17 protein-coding genes are annotated in these 15,645 nt (G+C 69.7%); 14 read left to right on the top strand and 3 right to left on the bottom strand.

Features of this window, described 5'->3' with window-relative positions; genetic code table 11:
* Window positions 1–15 precede the first annotated feature (15 nt).
* Window positions 16–1,188 (bottom strand): hypothetical protein, encoded by a 1,173-nt coding sequence (locus H504_RS40395; protein ID WP_084468072.1) that lies wholly within the window; start codon window positions 1,186–1,188, stop codon window positions 16–18.
* Window positions 1,189–1,254: 66 nt separating this feature from the next.
* Here H504_RS40395 and H504_RS0122890 point away from each other — a divergent pair, with 66 nt between their 5' ends.
* The 7 genes from H504_RS0122890 (at window position 1,255) to H504_RS38955 (ending at window position 3,995) form a co-directional block, all read left to right on the top strand.
* Window positions 1,255–1,611 carry a hypothetical protein gene (locus tag H504_RS0122890; protein WP_026424675.1) on the top strand — a complete coding sequence of 119 codons (357 nt, stop codon included), beginning with the start codon at window positions 1,255–1,257 and terminating at the stop codon, window positions 1,609–1,611.
* A gap of 18 nt (window positions 1,612–1,629) precedes the next feature.
* Window positions 1,630–1,974, top strand: coding sequence for a phage head completion protein (locus tag H504_RS0122885; RefSeq protein ID WP_026424674.1), 345 nt, complete (start codon window positions 1,630–1,632; stop codon window positions 1,972–1,974).
* Window positions 1,974–2,279, top strand: a complete 306-nt coding sequence (locus tag H504_RS36530; RefSeq protein WP_035305518.1) for a hypothetical protein — start codon at window positions 1,974–1,976, stop codon at window positions 2,277–2,279. The genes H504_RS0122885 and H504_RS36530 overlap by 1 nt, the downstream gene beginning before the upstream one ends.
* Window positions 2,276–2,701, top strand: a complete 426-nt coding sequence (locus tag H504_RS0122875) for a hypothetical protein (RefSeq protein WP_026424673.1) — start codon at window positions 2,276–2,278, stop codon at window positions 2,699–2,701. The genes H504_RS36530 and H504_RS0122875 overlap by 4 nt, the downstream gene beginning before the upstream one ends.
* 18 nt (window positions 2,702–2,719) lie before the next feature.
* Window positions 2,720–3,349: a phage tail tube protein gene (locus H504_RS0122870; protein WP_026424672.1), complete on the top strand. Its 630-nt coding sequence runs from the start codon at window positions 2,720–2,722 to the stop codon at window positions 3,347–3,349.
* Window positions 3,346–3,624 carry a hypothetical protein gene (locus H504_RS0122865; RefSeq protein WP_026424671.1) on the top strand — a complete coding sequence of 93 codons (279 nt, stop codon included), beginning with the start codon at window positions 3,346–3,348 and terminating at the stop codon, window positions 3,622–3,624. The genes H504_RS0122870 and H504_RS0122865 overlap by 4 nt, the downstream gene beginning before the upstream one ends.
* A gap of 68 nt (window positions 3,625–3,692) precedes the next feature.
* Window positions 3,693–3,995 (top strand): hypothetical protein, encoded by a 303-nt coding sequence (locus tag H504_RS38955; protein ID WP_051386164.1) that lies wholly within the window; start codon window positions 3,693–3,695, stop codon window positions 3,993–3,995.
* Here H504_RS38955 and H504_RS38950 read toward each other — a convergent pair.
* Complete coding sequence (locus tag H504_RS38950; protein WP_169735443.1) at window positions 3,963–5,624, bottom strand: pentapeptide repeat-containing protein; 1,662 nt, start codon at window positions 5,622–5,624, stop codon at window positions 3,963–3,965. The genes H504_RS38955 and H504_RS38950 overlap by 33 nt on opposite strands.
* A gap of 160 nt (window positions 5,625–5,784) precedes the next feature.
* Here H504_RS38950 and H504_RS38945 point away from each other — a divergent pair, with 160 nt between their 5' ends.
* Genes H504_RS38945 through H504_RS41525 form a run of 7 tightly spaced genes read left to right on the top strand, consistent with a single transcriptional unit; the run spans window position 5,785 to window position 13,653 of the window.
* Window positions 5,785–8,664, top strand: a complete 2,880-nt coding sequence (locus H504_RS38945; RefSeq protein WP_157440579.1) for a phage tail protein — start codon at window positions 5,785–5,787, stop codon at window positions 8,662–8,664.
* A 21-nt stretch (window positions 8,665–8,685) separates the two neighbouring features.
* Entirely contained in the window at window positions 8,686–9,507 is an 822-nt protein-coding gene (locus H504_RS0122845; protein WP_026424670.1) for a hypothetical protein, read from the top strand.
* Between the two features lie 3 nt (window positions 9,508–9,510).
* Window positions 9,511–11,745 carry a hypothetical protein gene (locus H504_RS0122840; protein WP_026424669.1) on the top strand — a complete coding sequence of 745 codons (2,235 nt, stop codon included), beginning with the start codon at window positions 9,511–9,513 and terminating at the stop codon, window positions 11,743–11,745.
* A 27-nt stretch (window positions 11,746–11,772) separates the two neighbouring features.
* Entirely contained in the window at window positions 11,773–12,111 is a 339-nt protein-coding gene (locus H504_RS41535; protein WP_026424668.1) for a hypothetical protein, read from the top strand.
* Entirely contained in the window at window positions 12,108–13,070 is a 963-nt protein-coding gene (locus H504_RS42650) for a GH25 family lysozyme (protein WP_051386161.1), read from the top strand. Before H504_RS41535 ends, H504_RS42650 begins: the two co-directional genes overlap by 4 nt.
* A gap of 2 nt (window positions 13,071–13,072) precedes the next feature.
* Window positions 13,073–13,486, top strand: a complete 414-nt coding sequence (locus tag H504_RS43280; RefSeq protein WP_245614415.1) for a hypothetical protein — start codon at window positions 13,073–13,075, stop codon at window positions 13,484–13,486.
* Complete coding sequence (locus H504_RS41525; RefSeq protein ID WP_157440578.1) at window positions 13,483–13,653, top strand: hypothetical protein; 171 nt, start codon at window positions 13,483–13,485, stop codon at window positions 13,651–13,653. The genes H504_RS43280 and H504_RS41525 overlap by 4 nt, the downstream gene beginning before the upstream one ends.
* 86 nt (window positions 13,654–13,739) lie before the next feature.
* Here the strand turns inward: H504_RS41525 and H504_RS0122815 are convergent, their stop codons facing one another.
* Window positions 13,740–15,383, bottom strand: coding sequence for a recombinase family protein (locus H504_RS0122815; RefSeq protein WP_084468054.1), 1,644 nt, complete (start codon window positions 15,381–15,383; stop codon window positions 13,740–13,742).
* Window positions 15,384–15,645 lie beyond the last annotated feature (262 nt).

Here is a 15,645-nt window from a genome sequence, read left to right as displayed (position 1 = left end):
CAAGTTTACAAGAGCCTAGCTTCCGTCTGCGGTCTTCGCATTGTCCGTTGGTTCTGCAAGGTGTCGACTGCCAAGCGTGTCAGTCAGCTCGATGGTGGCTAGGTACCACCAAAATATCCAGTCGAGAAAGGCGACGTCATAGTCGCCTTGTTGCGCGGCGCTCTGGTGACGAATGTTGAAGCGGTTGGCGATCTGAAATAGTACGTCCTCGTCCTTGCTGAGCATTCTGTCCTTGATCAGGTCGCGACGTTCTTCGAGAATGTGGGCAAGAGCGACGACTGCCGATCGCTTCTGATGCCTATCAGCGTCCCGAGCGCGGAAAAGTGCAATAGCGTGGCGAAGTTGATCCGTGGTGTCCTCTTGCTCGCGTTGAAGGATTGAATGTAGTAGAGCTTCACGCTCGGGGTCGGTGACGGTAATGAGGCGACCAGCATCTTCTCCCGCATCGGAGAGTCGGACCTGCATGCTGCTGCGCCCTAGAATCTGATTCACTCGCCATCGGTAAACTGTACGTCCAGCCTCAACGGAGAAGCTATTGTGATGCCAACCGCAACCGCCATACGAGTGCATTGTGCGGCTAACGGGACGGGCAACGAAGTCGTGTAGAATCTCAATGACGTCGCAGAATGTATCTTGATCAGTGAGCCTAGATGGTTGAAGCGGCCATAGGTCCGGGACGCCAATTTCGTGTTCAATCAGCCCAGAAATGTCGACGGTACTGGGGTTGTCAACGCAGTCCTTATCGAACCACTTCTCAAAGTACCCTCGTTCGTCGAAATCACGTACCAGCGACACGAACTGACCAACTATTGTCTGGTGACGTACATGGATCTCTTGAGCGGCCTTTTTGCGCTGAGACCAGTAGGGTTTGCGATGCGCTGAATCTTCCCGCAGACGGTCGGCGCTCTTCATCAGGGTATGCAGAAATTGCTGCCGAGAGGTGAGGCCAAAACGGATTGTCTCAGTGCTCCACGGATCGTCGCGGACGGCGGCGGCTGACAGGATCTGGTCGTACTCGGCCAGGGGGCCACCGCTAACCCCTCCGACGAACGCATCCTCCAAGAGGAGTTCACACTCTTCCTCCCAGTTGGCTCGCTCACGCTGATTGAGCAGCTTGGCGGCCTCGGCAACAAACAACGTCCGTGGCCATCGAAGCTGGTAGTCCGCATCATCGTAACGCGACGTCACCACGTCATTCTGCCTCAACCGGTCCGTCAACGAGTCGACCGGCATACGTCTGCGGCGGTGTGACGCATGCTTGATGTTCCTCTCGCCACTGTCTCCGACGTACAAGCCCGCACCGACCAGGACATGACCCCGGAGCAGCAGGCGCGCGCCGCAGTCCTCATCGCCGACGCCTCCGCGCTGGCGCGCTCGCGAGTGATGCCGTTCCCGAACCCGCCGCCGGACACCGCGGTCGGTGTCATCTGCACCGCCGTGCTGCGCGCGTTGGGCACCCCGGCCGATGGCACGAAGTCGGAGACCGTGGGCGGACACACCCGCGTCCCGGCTCGTGAGGGCGGCGGGCTGTACCTGACCGACGACGAGATCGACGCGCTGCGCCCCGCCGCGCCCAACCGTGGCGGGGTGTTCTCCATCTGGACCACCTGACCCTCGACCGTCGCGCGGGTGGTGGTGCTGGTGTTGCTGCCGCACCGCCTGGTCGTCATCACTCCCGTCGAGATGCGCGACGAGTACGACAACCCCACCCCTGTACTGGACTATGGGCCCACCGCCCCGCGCCGGACCGTCGCGGCCAACGTCCAACCCCTCACCTCCACTGAACCGGCCGTCGTGCAGGAGCGCGCGCCGGTCGTGACGCGGTGGCGGGTGTTCACCCGCGAGGAGATCACCGCCCGGGAGCGGGTCGTGTGGGACGGGCGGGTGTGCGAGGTCGACGGCCGCACCGCCCGCTGGGCACCGCGGTTCGGACACGTGCACTACGAGCTGGTGCTGCGGCACGTGGAGGGCTGATGCCCGCGTTCTTCGGGTTCGAGCTAGACCGGGACGGAGTCGCCGAGATCCTGCGCAGCCCCGAGCTGGCCGCCGCCGTCCACGCTGCCGCTACCCAGGTCGCCGACGCCGCCCGCGCCCAGGGCCACATCGTTACCAGCGGAGCGGCGTTGCCGGTCGAGGTGTTCGACGATCCCGCCCGCGACCGCACCGCCACGACCGTCGCGGTGCGGCACCCGGCCGGGATCGGCATGGAAGCCCACCACGGACTCCTCAAACGCGCCGCCACCGCTGCGGGCCTCGACGTGGAAGGACTCCACCCGTGACCACGCCCCACCCACCGGCGCCGGTCGACGTGGTCGAGCTGGTGGTCCGCCTGCTGCGTACCCTGCTCGCCCACGCCGGACCGGACGGCACCCCGATCCCGGTGTCCACCACCGTGGGTGACGGTCCTGACGGCGGGCCGCCCACCGTGCCGTGGGTGCTGGTCGCCGAGGACGGCCACACCTGGGACTGGCCCGCCGTGCAGCGCTCGGTGATCCGGCTGACCTGCTGGCACCACACCCCGCACGCCGCCAAAGCCACCGCGGCCGTCGCCCTCGGCCTGCTCTGCGTGCGCCCCGCTCCCGCGCCCCTGCTGCACACCGAACCGGTCACCGCCCCACTCGCCGGAACCGACCCCTACACCGGCGCGCCGCTGGCCACCGCCGCACTCGCCGCACTCGCGCGAACCCCCACCACGCCCTGACCCACGGAGGTCCCGCTCTTGGCCATCAACTCCGCGCTCGTGCGCGTCCCAGGCACCGGGGAACTGTCCCTCGCCCAACCCGGCGTCCCCGAACCCACCGACGCCACCACCCCGCTCACGACCGCGTGGCGAGGACTGGGACTGTCCACACCGGATGGCGTGACGCTGTCGCGGAAGGTGGAGAAGGAAGGCACCGAGCACTGGCAGCAGCTCACCCCCGCCCGCTACATCTACAAGTCCCAAGAACTCACAGTGAAGTCGGTCTTCCAGGAGACCAAGGCCGTCGTGCTCGGCGCCTACTTCGGCGGCCTCACCTTCACCGAGACCACTGCCGGATCGAAGAAGTACCGCGCCGCCATCTCCAGCGTCCCCAAAGGCGACATCCGGGCGCTGTGCGTGGACTGGACCGACCAGATCAGCGACACCGAGACCTACCACCACCGCCTCTACATCCCCCGCGCCGAAGTCTCCGAGACCGACGAAGCCCAATGGAGCCGATCCCAGGAAGCACGCTGGGGAATCACCTTCGCCGCCCTCGCCCCCACCGGCGGCTCCACCATCCTCGCCGTCTGGCTCACCGACGACCCCGCCGTCATCGACACCACCCCCGCCACCCTGACCGTCGCCGACGACCTGGAGCACGCATGAGCAGCAGGCAACGCGCCGAAGCCACCGGCAATCCGGCACCCACCGGCAGCGAGTTGGCGGTCATGTGGCGGGGCAAACGTTTTGTACTGCCCAGCGCGGAGCAGTTTCCGCTGGAAGCGTTGGAAGCCGAAGAGGAAGGTCGCCACCTTGCCGCGCTGCGGATCATTCTCGGCGACGCCCAGTACCGCACCTGGCGTTCCCTCGCCGCCACGGCCGCCGACGCCGAAGACTTCTCCACCAAGGTCATGCGGGAGCTGGGGCGGGGAAACCACTAACCGTCGCCCAACTCCTCGGCGACGACACCACCGCCACCGCCCTCGAAACCGACCTACTCCACACCGGCGTGGACCTACTCGACCTCTACCGCGGCACACTCACCTACCGACGCCTCTGCGCCCTGGTCACCCACCTGCCCGCCGACGCCGCCGTCTGGCGAGCCCACCACCACGACGGCGGCTACAGCAGGACAGAGTTGCTGCTCGCTGTGATCGAACGCCGCGTCACGGTTCTCTGGGTGACGCTCGCCGTCGCCCTCGGCCACACCATCCCCACCGAACACATGACCGGCCCACTCGACATCACCGAACCATCCGATATGCCGAAGACAGTGTCATTACGGGACATCGCCAACATGATGCAGACCTGACCCATCCCCCATCTCGCCGACCCATTCCGGGGGCTCCAGTTCAAATCGTGCCCCGACGAACGACACACGACCCAGCACCTGACTCCTATCGAGGTGTAAGTGCCCGCTGAAGCTCGCGTGTTCGAACCCGGCGCGCCCGCTGAAGCTCGCCTGATGGAACCTGACGTCCCTACCGAAGTTCGCCCCACCGAACGCGGCATCCCCACCAAAGCTCACCCCATCGAACCCGGCGTTCCGGCCGAAGCTCGCCTCATCGAACCCGGCGTCCCCGCCGAAGCTCACCCCATCGAACCGGACATTCCGGCCGAAGCTCGCCTCATCGAACCCGGCGTTCCGGCAGAAGTTCGCCTTATCGAACCTGACGGGCCCGCCGAAACTCGCCTCTTCGAACCAGGCGTCTCCGCCGAAACTCGCTCCACCGAACCAGGCGCGGTCGTCGAAGCTCGCCTCATCGAACCAGGCGTCCCTGCCGAAGCGTGCCCCACCGAACCGGACGGGCCCGCTGAAACTCGCCCCACCGAACCGGACGGGCCCGCTGAAACTCGCCTCATCGAACCCGGCGAGCCCGCTGAAACTTGCCTCTTCGAACCAGGCGTCTCCGCCGAAACTCGTCCCACCGAACAACACGGTCCCACTGAAACTCGCCCGCCGGAACCAGGCGGTCCCGGTGAAGGTGGCTTGGTGGAAGTTGGCGGTGTCGTGGAAGGTGGTGTGGGCGAAGGCGGCGTGGTTGAGGTGGCATTGGGCGAGGCTGAAGTCGATGAGGGTGGCGTTGGTGAGGTCGAGGTCAATGTCGGGCCAGTAGGTGTCGGGGTTGGCGGGGTTGAGGTGGTGGGTGAGGATGCGTTGGGCGGTGAGGCGGACTTCGCGTTCTTGGCGGGCGTCGAGTTTCGTCTCGGCGGGTGTGGGTTTCGGGGTGGTGGTGATGCGGCGGAGGGGGCGGTGGATGCCGGATGTGCGTGGGGTGGTGGTGCGTGGGGGTGGGGTGTAGGGCATACGCAGGTAGGCGCAGATGAGGTTGACGATGGTTTGCCGTTGGGTTTCGTTGTTCTGGGCGAGGCGTTCGAGGGCGTAGAGGCCGGCGAGACGGACGGGGGCTTTGTCGGAGCCGAGTTGTTCGCTGGCTTTGGTGTACAGCTCGGTGATGCGGCGTTCGGTGGCGTCGGTGGTGGTGTCGATGGCGGTGAGTTCTTGGTGCCATTGTCGGCGGAGGGCGAGGATGAGGGCGAAGACGCCGCCGGTACCTGCGGCGATGCCGAGGCCGGTTTTGACGGCGTTGACGCGGGCGGCGCCCGGGTCGGTGGCGTTGGCGGCTTCGTGTAGTAGCCAGACGGTGGCCGCGTAGGTGACCACGACGACCACGATGACCGCGAGTAGAACCGCCCACCAGGTCAGGGCGGGCATCGGGATGCGCTTGGCCGGTGGGCGATGCAGCCACCCGGCCGCCACCACGACCCCACCGACGGCGATTAGGCCGATGCCGAACGCGTAGGGCTGGAGGGCGCGGCCCACCGCTGCCCAGTTGACCCACCCGGTCATGGCGGTCAGTCCGGCGGTGAGGAGCAGCAGGCCGGCGAGGCTGCCCGCAGTCCGCATTGGTGTGTTGTTCATCGCTGACCTGGTCGCCATGGCGACATGATCTGTTGCGTCCGCGCCCACCGAGACGGTGGATTTCCGCCATCCCAGTGACTCTCGGTCGACCATGGCCGCGATCCCTGGGTAACAGCACGGACCGGCGTCGAGGGCGTGATGCCCGGTGGCGACGGTCGGTCACGCCTATCTCAAGATCATGCCCAGCCTCCAGGGTCTGGGTCGTCACCTGCGGGATCAGATCCGCACCGCCGAGTCGGGCGCTCCCGCGATCTCGCTGACCGCGCAGGTGCAGACCGCGCTGTTGCGCGAGCAGCTCCGGGTCGCGGCTCGGGAGGGTGATCAGACCGCGATTCGTCTGTTGGCGGAGTTGGACGCGGCGGAGGCCGAGACCCGGTTTCAGGCGTTGGTGCGGCGGTTGTCGGGCCGGTCGGTGTCTGTGCGGGTGCAGGTGGATCGCTCGCTGGGGTCGGCGGTGCGAGGCTCGCTGGCGCTCTCGCGCGGGTTGGAGCAGGCCACCGCGTCCACCACCCGCGCGATCGTGGTCACCGGTGCGGCGACCTTGCGCTATGCCGCGCTCACCGCGGCCGTGGGCAGCGCCGTCGGCACGTTGGGTGGGCTCGGGTCGGCCGCCGCGACCGCGTCCGGGTCGCTGCTGCTGGTCCCCGCCGCGGGGCTGGCGGCGGTGGCGGTGGTGCAGACGCTGCGGCTGGGGACCGAGGGCCTGTCGGAGGCGTTGACCGCGACCGATCCGGCCGCGTTCGCGCAGGCGGTGGCGGGGATGCCGCCGCCGATGCGGGCGACCGCGGAGGCGATCCGCGCGCTGGCTCCGGGGTTCACCGCGCTCCAACTCGGTGTCCAGGAACGGCTGTTCGCGGGGCTGGCCGGTCAGGTGACGAGCCTGGGGGAGCGGTATCTGCCGATCCTGCGCACCGGCACGCTCGGTGTCGCCGCCGCGCTCAACGCCGGGGCGCTCGGTGTCGGCCGGTTCCTGGGAGAGGCCCGCACCGGCGCGGACCTGTCCACGATCTTCGGCAACTCCGCCGGTGCCGCGTCCCGGTTGTCGGGGGCGGTGCAGCCGTTGCTGCAAGTCCTGCGCGACGTCGCGGCCGTGGGGTCGGGGTTCCTGCCACAGCTCGCGGGCGGGCTGACCGCCGCCACGCAGCGCTTCGCCGCGTTCGTCGCCCAGGCGCGGGCGTCGGGGCAGCTTCAGGACTGGATGCGTGAGGGCCTGGCCGCGTTGCGCGAGCTGGGCGCGCTGGTGGGCAACCTGGGTGGGATCGCGGCCACGGTGTTCCGCGCCGCGAACACTTCCGGCGCGTCGTTCCTGTCCACGGTCAACAACCTCACCGCGTCGGTGTTGTTGTTCCTGCGTTCCGGGCAGGGGCAGACGGCGCTGGCCCAGGTGTTCGGCGGGATCTCCGCCGTCGCAGCGGGGTTGACGCCGATCGTGCGGGAGCTGGGCGCCGCACTGGCCACCTCCGTGGCGCCCGCCGTCGCCGCGCTGGGGCCGCAGCTCGGCCAGGCGCTGGCCACCGCCGCCGGTGCGATCGGTCCGTTGGCCGCCGCCGCAGCGGCGTTGGCGCCGTTGGCGGGCGCGGTGGCGATGGCGTTCGCGCAACTGCTCGTCCCCGCCGGTCAAGCCCTGGCGCCGTTGTTCGCCGCCCTCACCCCAGCACTGTCCACAGTGGCCTCAATGTTGGGTGGTGCGGTGGGTGACGCGATCCGCGAGGTCACCCCGGCCGCTGTCGCGCTCGCGCAGGCGGCGGCTCCGCTGCTGGTGCAGTTCGCCCAACTCGCGGCGGGCGGGTTGCGTTTGCTGGCGCCGATCCTGGCGCAACTGCTCACCCAGCTCGCCCCGGTGGCCGCGTCGTTCGGTGGCGCGTTCCTGCAAGCCGCGCAGGCCGTGCTGCCGGTGCTCGCGCAGCTCGCGCTACTGTTCGGCCAGGTCCTGTTGGCCGGGCTGCGCGCGGTTGCGCCCGCCCTGCCCGCGATCACGCAACTGGTCTCGCAGCTCGCCTCCGTCGTCTCCCAGGGGCTCACGGCCGCGACACCCACCCTTGTCCAGATAGGACAGTTGTTGGGTGGGGTGTTGGTGACAGCGGTGTCCGCTCTGGCTCCGCAGCTCCCGGCGTTGGCGCAGGGGTTCTTCGCCATCGTCGACGCGGCCCTGCCGCTGCTGCCGCCGTTGCTGTCGCTGGCCACGGCCCTGCTTCCGTCGCTGATCGCGCTCGCGGTCGCCCTGGCGCCCGTGCTCACACAGGCCGCGACCGTGTTCGCGCAGGTCACGGCCGCAGCGGTACCGCTGGTCGAGCAACTGGTCCGCTGGGTCGTCCCGGCCGTGCAGGCCCTGCTCGCGGTCGTCGAACGCGTGTTCGCCGCCGTGTCGTCGATCATCGCCGGAGCGCTGCGCTACGTGCAGGGCGTGATCGACTTCGCCCTCGGGTTGATCACCGGGAACTGGGATCGTGCCTGGTCAGGGCTGCGGAACATGCTCGGCGGCGTCTGGGACATGATCTCCGGCGCCGTGTCGAACGGGATCGGCGCGGTCGTCGGCCTGGTGCGCGATCTGCCCGGCCGCGCGCTCGACGCGCTCGGCGATCTCGGAAACCTGCTGGTCGAGGCCGGTAAGAACCTCATCCGCGGCCTGATCCGCGGGATCGAGTCGGCCGTGCAGTGGCTCAAGGACAAGCTGTCGTGGGTGACCGACCTGCTCCCGGACTGGAAGGGACCACCCGCACGCGACCGCGTCCTGTTGCAACCGACCGGCCGGTTGATCATGGGCGGGTTCCTGCGCGGCCTGGAGGACGGGACGCCGCAGGTGCGCGACTACCTGTCCGATCTCACCGACACCTTGCCCACCGACCCGACCATCCCCACACCCGGTACCCGCCGCGCGAACACGACACCGGCCCGTGGTGGTGCGGGTGGAGCGCTGCTCGGGCAAGGGAGCTGGGACATGTCGGCGGCCGTTACCGCCGGGGTCCTGGCCGCACTCGACGGCGCCCGCCTGCAAGTGGACGGAGCCGGGGTCGCCCGGCTGGTCAACGACACCAACCTGCGCAACGCCCGACGCTGAACCCGAGAGTGGTGATGCCCCATGGGCTTCCACCTCGGACCACTCGGCGCCCTGCGCACCCTGCCGTCCCCCTCGCTGGGCACCGGCCCGGACGCGAGCGCGACCCGGATCGGTGGGACGCACCGGTCGTTGGGTGGGCGGGTCACCGTGGACCGGATCGCGGTCCCGCGCGCATGGTCGTTGACCTGGCCCTACCTCGACCCCGACACCCACGCCTACCTCGACGCCCTGCACTTGGGCCTGGTGGACGGGCCGCTGTGGCTTATCGACGGCGAGCGCCGGAACCGGTTGTCGCCGCAGGTGGCCGCGACCGGATCGGCGCAGCGCACCACCACCGGGTTCACCCCTACCGCCGGGACGCTGGTGTGGACGGCCACGGTGCCGGTGACGCCGCTGCCGTTGGCCGGTGGCCTGGACTGGACCCCACCGGCGGTCGGTGGCTCGCTGGCCGCCGACCGCGTGCCGTTGGCCGCGGGCGAGCCGGTGACCGCGTCGGCGTGGGTACGCGCGGGCGTGACGACCCGGGTGCGGCTGGAGTTCTACGACACCAACGATTCCCCACTCGGGCACGTCGACTCTCCACCATCCACACCGGACAGCGATCAGCGGTTGGTGGTGTCGGTGCTCGCGTCCTCGGCCGCCGCCGCGCGGATGGCGCTGCTGGTGGAAGGCAACGCGGCCGGTGCGCATGTGCTCACCACAGCCTGGCAACTCGAACCCGCCCCGACCGCCACGCCGTGGGTGCCTGGGGGTGGGGCGGCGCAGGTCGTGGTCGACGGGCTGTCGGCGGCGTATCCGGTGCCGGGGTCGTGGGCAAGCACTCTCACCCTGCTGGAGGTCTAGACGATGCAAGCCCCGGACGATCAGGCCCTGGCCGACGCGGTGTCGGCGCCCGAGCGGGTGCCGTTGGTGCGGTTGGGCGTGGACTGGAACCACGACGGCGGCTATAGCCACCCGCTGTCGGAGTTGTCGTCGGTGGTGGAGTCGGTGTCGGTGGAGCGCTCGATCACCGGGGACCTTCCGGCGGAGGTGACGCTGGTGGAGGGCTACACCACCGCGAAGCTCACCGCCGAACTCGGCGGAACCCGGCCCGGCGATGCGCGGGACATCGCCCGGATGCTCTCCCCCTACCGGCCGGATCGGGCGGTGGAGGTCGACGCGATGATGGACGCGCCCCTGCGCTTGGACCTCGGCCTCGTGACGCGGCAGGGGCCGCGGTGGGTGCGCCAGTTCACCGGCGCCACCCGCTCCGCGCGCCTGTCCGCGTCCCGCCGCACCGTCACCGTCGAGGGCCTGGACCCGGCCGAGCGGTTGCGGGCGTCGGTGACGCTGCCGCTGTGGGCGATGTGGGAACCCCAGTTCCGCAACCCCCGCGCCTACCCCTACCGCAACCTCACCAACACGCAGTGGTTGATCGACCACGTGTTGCGGCGCAACAGCATCTACGCCTCACCGCCGCCGCGTGCGGGGGCGATCTGGGGGATGACCTGCCACGGCGGCCTGGCCCCGGACATCGGGTGGCGCTCCACGCTGATCACCGCCACCAAGACCAGCACGACCGTGCCGGAGTTCGTGGACGGCCCCTACGGTCTCGCCGTCAACGGCGGCCCGGACGTGTGGGCGTGGGTGGGTGCCACTCCTGCCGTTCAGCCGTACATGTCCTACCGGCAGCTCATCGAGTTCGAGATCCGCGCCGGGGCCACCAACACCTTCCACCGCTCCTCGGACGGCACCGTGCTCGCCGTCTCGGACGGCACGGTCAAGCTGGAGGGCAACACCATCGAGGTCGCCGTCACCGCCACCGGCGGGTTGGTGGCGCGGTTGTGGGCCAACCGCAATTCCACCGTGCCCACCCTGGCGGGGACCATCGTCGGACCGGCCATCACCGGCGCGGCGCGCTGGCACTCGGTCGGGCTGTGGATCGCCTGGCTGGCCGACGGCACCGTGATCCACCGCTGGCACCTCGACGGCGTCCAGACCGCCACGGTCACCGCGACCTTCGCCCGCCCCGTCGACCTGCCGACCGCGGCCACCGGCGGGGTGCACGCGTTCACGCCGCTGCCGGTGCAGTGCCTGCGCCTGGCGCAGCGGGTGGACACCCTGCCCGCCGACTGGGGAACCCCGCACACCCCCGCCGCCACGCTCGACACCGGCCTGAACTGGATCACCGGCCTCCCCGATGTGGTCGACGGCGACTCCTGGGACCTCATCCGCCATGCCGCCGCCGCCGAGTACGGCACCGTCTCCTTCGACGAGTCCGGGCACTTCGCCTTCCGCACCCGCGCCCACCCCCGCCACACACCGGTCAAAGACCTCACCGCCCTGGTCGACCTCAAGGACCTGGAGCCGGTGATCGCGCTGGACTCGGTCCGCACCGAGATCACCTACCGCACCACCGCCCGCTACGAAGCCCAAGACCACGACGTGGTGTACCAAGCCGCCACCGTCGACCAGTTCGACTCGCCCACCGGCTACACCACCTACCCGATCCAACTCGCCCACCGCTCCCAAGTGGACATCAGCATGGGCTCCTACACCACCGACACCTGGCCCCCGGACCGCTTCGGCGGGTTCGTCTCCGTCAACGCCGCCACCGGCGCCCGGGTGAGCAACGTGACGGTCACCCTGTTCATCAACCCGGACGAACTCACCTTGTCTCTGTTGGTCTACAACCCGAACGCGTTCCCCGTGCGGATGGCCGCGGGTACCCGACCCGCGCTCCAGATCACCGGCACCGTCACCGCCGACGACACCACCTACACCGGCATCGCCCGCAACACCGCCGCTGCCGCCCGCTACGGCCGCCGCGTCCTCGACCTGCCCGACAACCCCTTCCGCCAACGCCCCGAACCCACCCGCGACGTCGTGGACTCGCTACTCGCCGACCTGGCCGCGCCCGTGGCGATCCTGGCCGACGTGCCCGTGGTCGGTGACCCCCGCGTGCAACTCACCGACGTCGTCACCGTCACCGATCCCGGCGGACTCGGCGGCCCGATCACCGCCGCCGTCATCGGCTCCCGCCGCACCCACACCACCACCGACGGCCTGGCCGACACCCTCACCCTGCGCGTCCTGCGCTGACCCAGCCGCACCGGGGGTGACGCCCTCGTGGACCCCGCCTGGCTCGGCGGTCTCGCCGCCCTGCTCGGCCCGCTCACCGGCGCCGCCACCGGGGCGTGGACCGCGCGCCGCACCCTGCGCGCCACCCGCGCCGCCACCGAACAACAGTCCCTGGCCGCGTTGCACGCGGGCTATCAGTCGCTGTTGGACGAGCGCGCCACCTACACCCGCGACGTCCTGGCCGAACTCGCCGCCGTCAAAGCCGAGTTGACCGCGCTGCGGATCGAACACCTGCGCGTGCTCACCGAGATCGCCGGACTCCGCGCCCACCTGACCCCCACCACCACACCGGAACCGGCATCCCCGGACCGGGAAAGGAACCCGTGACCGACTACGGCATCGACCTCTCGCACTACAACACCGTCGCCGACTGGCGCGCCGTGCGCGGCAACAACATCACCTACACCTACGTCAAGCTGACCGAGGCCACCGACTGGACCGACCAGAAAGCCGCGTCCCATGTGGCCGGTGCCCGCTCGGTCGGCGTCGCGGTGGGCGGCTACCACTTCGCCCACGCGGGCAACGTCCAGGCCCAGGTGGACAACTTCACCGGGCAGCTCCGCCGCCACGGCCTGCTGGCCGCCGGGTCGCTGGCGCCCATGCTCGACATCGAGGCCGCCGACCTGCGCGGCACCGCCAACGCCTTCGCCCGCGACTTCATCACCCGACTGCGCGCCACCGCGGGCATCCGCCGCGTCCTGGTCTACGCCGGACTCGACTGGTGGCGCACCGTCCTGCGCCCGGACGAGTGGGCCGACGACGAGGTCCGCCTGTGGCTGGCCCGCTACAACGGCGACCCCGGCAACACCGGCTGGACCCACCCCCGCCTCGCCCTGCACCAGCACACCCAGACCGGCCACGTCCCCGGCATCCCCGGCAACGTCGACCGCGACATCACCCTCGGCACCTGGTCCCTGCCCGCGCTCACCCTCGGCGACACCCCCGCACCCGGCCCCACCCCACCCGCGCCGGGCGGCACCTACGTCATCGCCCCCGGCGACACCCTCTCCGGCATCGCCGTGCGGTTCGGCACCACCGTGGCCGCGCTCGCCGCACTCAACGGCATCGCCGACCCCAACCGCATCCAGGCCAGAGCAACCCTGCGCCTGCCCACCCCCGGCACACCCGGCCCGGCCCCGGCGCCACGCCGCTACCAGATCCGCAGCGGCGACACCCTCAGCGGCATCGCGGTCAGGTTCGGCACCACCATCACCGTCCTGGCCCGCCTCAACGGCATCGCCAACCCCAACAAGATCCAGGCCGGAGCCTGGCTCACCCTCCCCTGACCATGACCGTCGACCCGCCACCAGACGTCACCGGGTCCTGGCTGCTGCTGGCCATCGTCGGCGGCTGGCTGCTGATCAAGACCGCGGCCGGGTTCGTCCGGCTCTACGAACGCCTCGATCACCTACCACCCCACCCACCCCACCGGAAGGAACTCCTCACCCACATGGCATCCCGCTACCCGCTGCGCGTCGGCGCGTCCATCGTCGGCGGCCTCACCGCCGCGATCTCCGGGCTCGTCGGCTCCGGTCTATTCACCGCCGAGCAGGGCAACGCCACCACCGGCATCATCACCGCCGCGCTGACCCTGCTCGCCGCGTTCGGCATCACCGTCACCGGCGAGCGCCAGATCACCCCGCTGGCCGACCCCCGCGACCACGACGGCACCCCGCTCACCCACGACCCCGATCGCCGGTGACCGCGCCCACTCCGGACCCGGCCGCGGTGCTCACTCCGGAGGCGCTGACCACCGCCCGTGCCCGCGCCGCGCAGGCCCCACCGCTGACCCCGGTGCAGCGTGACCTGCTCACCGCCGTGTTCCGCCCCGTGGTGACCTCCCTGCACCGCCCCGAAACCCCGGCCTAGTAAGCCCTACCCAGAACCGGGGAAGGGTGGCTGCCCCGGCCCGCTGGGGGTGCCGGGGCAGCCGCCGCCCCACAGAGGCCCCGAGGTCAAGCCACCTCCACCGGATCACCAGCAGAGCCCGGAGCCGACAACCAGGTGAGGGACACACTGCCCGGGTCGAACACTCCCCGCCTGGCTGCTCGCAACAGACGAGGGCGCACCACCGCCCGCAACACCTCCCGCCGCGCCGCGATATCCAGCTCTGCCCACACCTCCCGGGCTTGCGGCCCGACCAGCGGCGCCACGGTGGGCACCGAGGACAGCTCCGTGACCCGTCGTTCGGCAGCGTCGATCTTTGGCAGCAGCTTCCGTTCGATCCGGCTCAACCGCTCCGGGCTCAGCTCGCCCTCGGCGGCGGCGTCGGTGAACCCGTCCAACCGCGCCCGCAAGTCCTGGGCCTCCGCCCGTGCCCGGGTGACCTCGTCGTCGGAGACCGGCGCGGTGAACAGCTCCGGGCACGATTCCAACCGGGTCAACACCGCTTCGGTGACGAACGCATCCGTCTGGGTGATCGAGCGGGACACGTGCCCGGAGTTGCACACGTACACCCCGCCCTCGCGCTTGTGCCCGTAGGCGGCCTTCTCACACACCGCGCACCGCGCGATCCCCGACAGCAGGTGCACCACCCGGGTCCCGTCCCGCAACGTCCGCCGCATCGGGTCCCCGAGCCTGGCCACCACCAGCGCGTGCTGTTCCTCGCTGATCAACGGCTGCCAACGGCCTTTCACCAGCAACTTCTGGTGCAGCACCCGCCACCCGGCCAGTACCGGATTCATCGCCACCGACCGGACCTTCATCCCGTTCCAGGTGGTGTCGTACACCAACGGCGTGTGCTCCTTGTTCAGCCACTTCGCCAACGCCGACGCCCGCGCGCCTTCACGCCTGGCCACCAACGCCGCCGCTTCCCGCTGTTCCGGGGTACACCGGTCCATCAAATACGCCCACGCCACCGGCTCCCGCGCCGCGTCCCAGATCCGGCGCACCTGGCGCGCGTCGTACTTTCCCCCGCGCGGAGTCGGAATCTCCCGCGCTTGCAAATCCCGCGCGATCGCCGCCAACGGCTCACCCGCAATCACCCGCTCCACGATCTCCACCGCGGCCGGACCGGTCACCTCGTGCGGCACCATCTCGATCGCCTCACCGGTATCCGGATCGAACACCTTCCGGTAACCGAACGACTTCGGGCCATGCCACCACCGGTCATACGCCCGCGACTCCACCCCCCGCCGAACACGTTTCGCGGTCTTCTCCGACTCCTTCTCCGAATCCAACGCGTCCTCGGCGACCTCGATCCGGTCGTCCGGGTTGCTCATGTCGTAGATGCGCTCGTCATAGGCCCAATAGCCGCCGATACGGATCAGCAACTGGCGCAGCCGCACGAACATGTCCAACTCGCGCTGCGCCCTACTGTTCTCCCAGGTCCACAGCGTGTTGGCCTTGCCCGCCTCCAACATGCGCAACGCCCGCTCGTACTCCGGACGCTGCTCTTTCGCGTATCGGGAAGCGGACATGTCGTTGTCCACCAACTCCGCCGCGATCTCGATACCCCACTCCTCGCAGAACCGGCGACCCACCGCCAACTGCGACTCCACCGAGATCGAACGACCACGCCGATCCATCGACACCCGCGCATACAACACCGCGCGCAACTTCACATACCCAGAACCCTCATCATCGGCTCGGCGCTTCATCGCCACACGACGGCTCAAGACAGGCCCCCCAGCTTGCCGGAACCCAAGAACCCAACGTCCCCAGGCACCCGCATTCTAGTCGAGAAACGCCACGTCACAACGCATATGATGGTGGTGTTCACTCCCGAAAAATCCCTCATGGCCAACCACCATAAGACGCAACTGCGGTGGAGTTGTTTTGTTTGGGGGGAGCGGTGGCCTAAGCCGGTCGGCGGGTAAGGCCACGCTTTCCAGTGGCCCCGCCTTTTAGCCTTACCCAGGC

This window comes from Actinokineospora inagensis DSM 44258, from assembly GCF_000482865.1.
In the GTDB taxonomy this organism is placed as follows: domain Bacteria; phylum Actinomycetota; class Actinomycetes; order Mycobacteriales; family Pseudonocardiaceae; genus Actinokineospora; species Actinokineospora inagensis.
Note: the sequence above shows the minus strand (reverse complement) of the source record. Positions and strands in the feature narration are given on the sequence as shown.

Bases quoted from the DNA above. Each gene is read 5' to 3' on its own strand.
- H504_RS0122890 (WP_026424675.1), top strand. From the start codon at position 1,255: ATGCTTGATGTTCCTCTCGCCACTGTCTCCGACGTACAAGCCCGCACC.
- H504_RS36530 (WP_035305518.1), top strand. From the start codon at position 1,974: ATGCCCGCGTTCTTCGGGTTCGAGCTAGACCGGGACGGAGTCGCCGAG.
- H504_RS0122865 (WP_026424671.1), top strand. From the start codon at position 3,346: ATGAGCAGCAGGCAACGCGCCGAAGCCACCGGCAATCCGGCACCCACC.
- H504_RS38950 (WP_169735443.1), bottom strand. From the start codon at position 5,624: ATGGCGACCAGGTCAGCGATGAACAACACACCAATGCGGACTGCGGGC.
- H504_RS38945 (WP_157440579.1), top strand. From the start codon at position 5,785: ATGCCCAGCCTCCAGGGTCTGGGTCGTCACCTGCGGGATCAGATCCGC.
- H504_RS0122845 (WP_026424670.1), top strand. From the start codon at position 8,686: ATGGGCTTCCACCTCGGACCACTCGGCGCCCTGCGCACCCTGCCGTCC.
- H504_RS0122840 (WP_026424669.1), top strand. From the start codon at position 9,511: ATGCAAGCCCCGGACGATCAGGCCCTGGCCGACGCGGTGTCGGCGCCC.
- H504_RS43280 (WP_245614415.1), top strand. From the start codon at position 13,073: ATGACCGTCGACCCGCCACCAGACGTCACCGGGTCCTGGCTGCTGCTG.
- H504_RS0122815 (WP_084468054.1), bottom strand. From the start codon at position 15,383: ATGAAGCGCCGAGCCGATGATGAGGGTTCTGGGTATGTGAAGTTGCGC.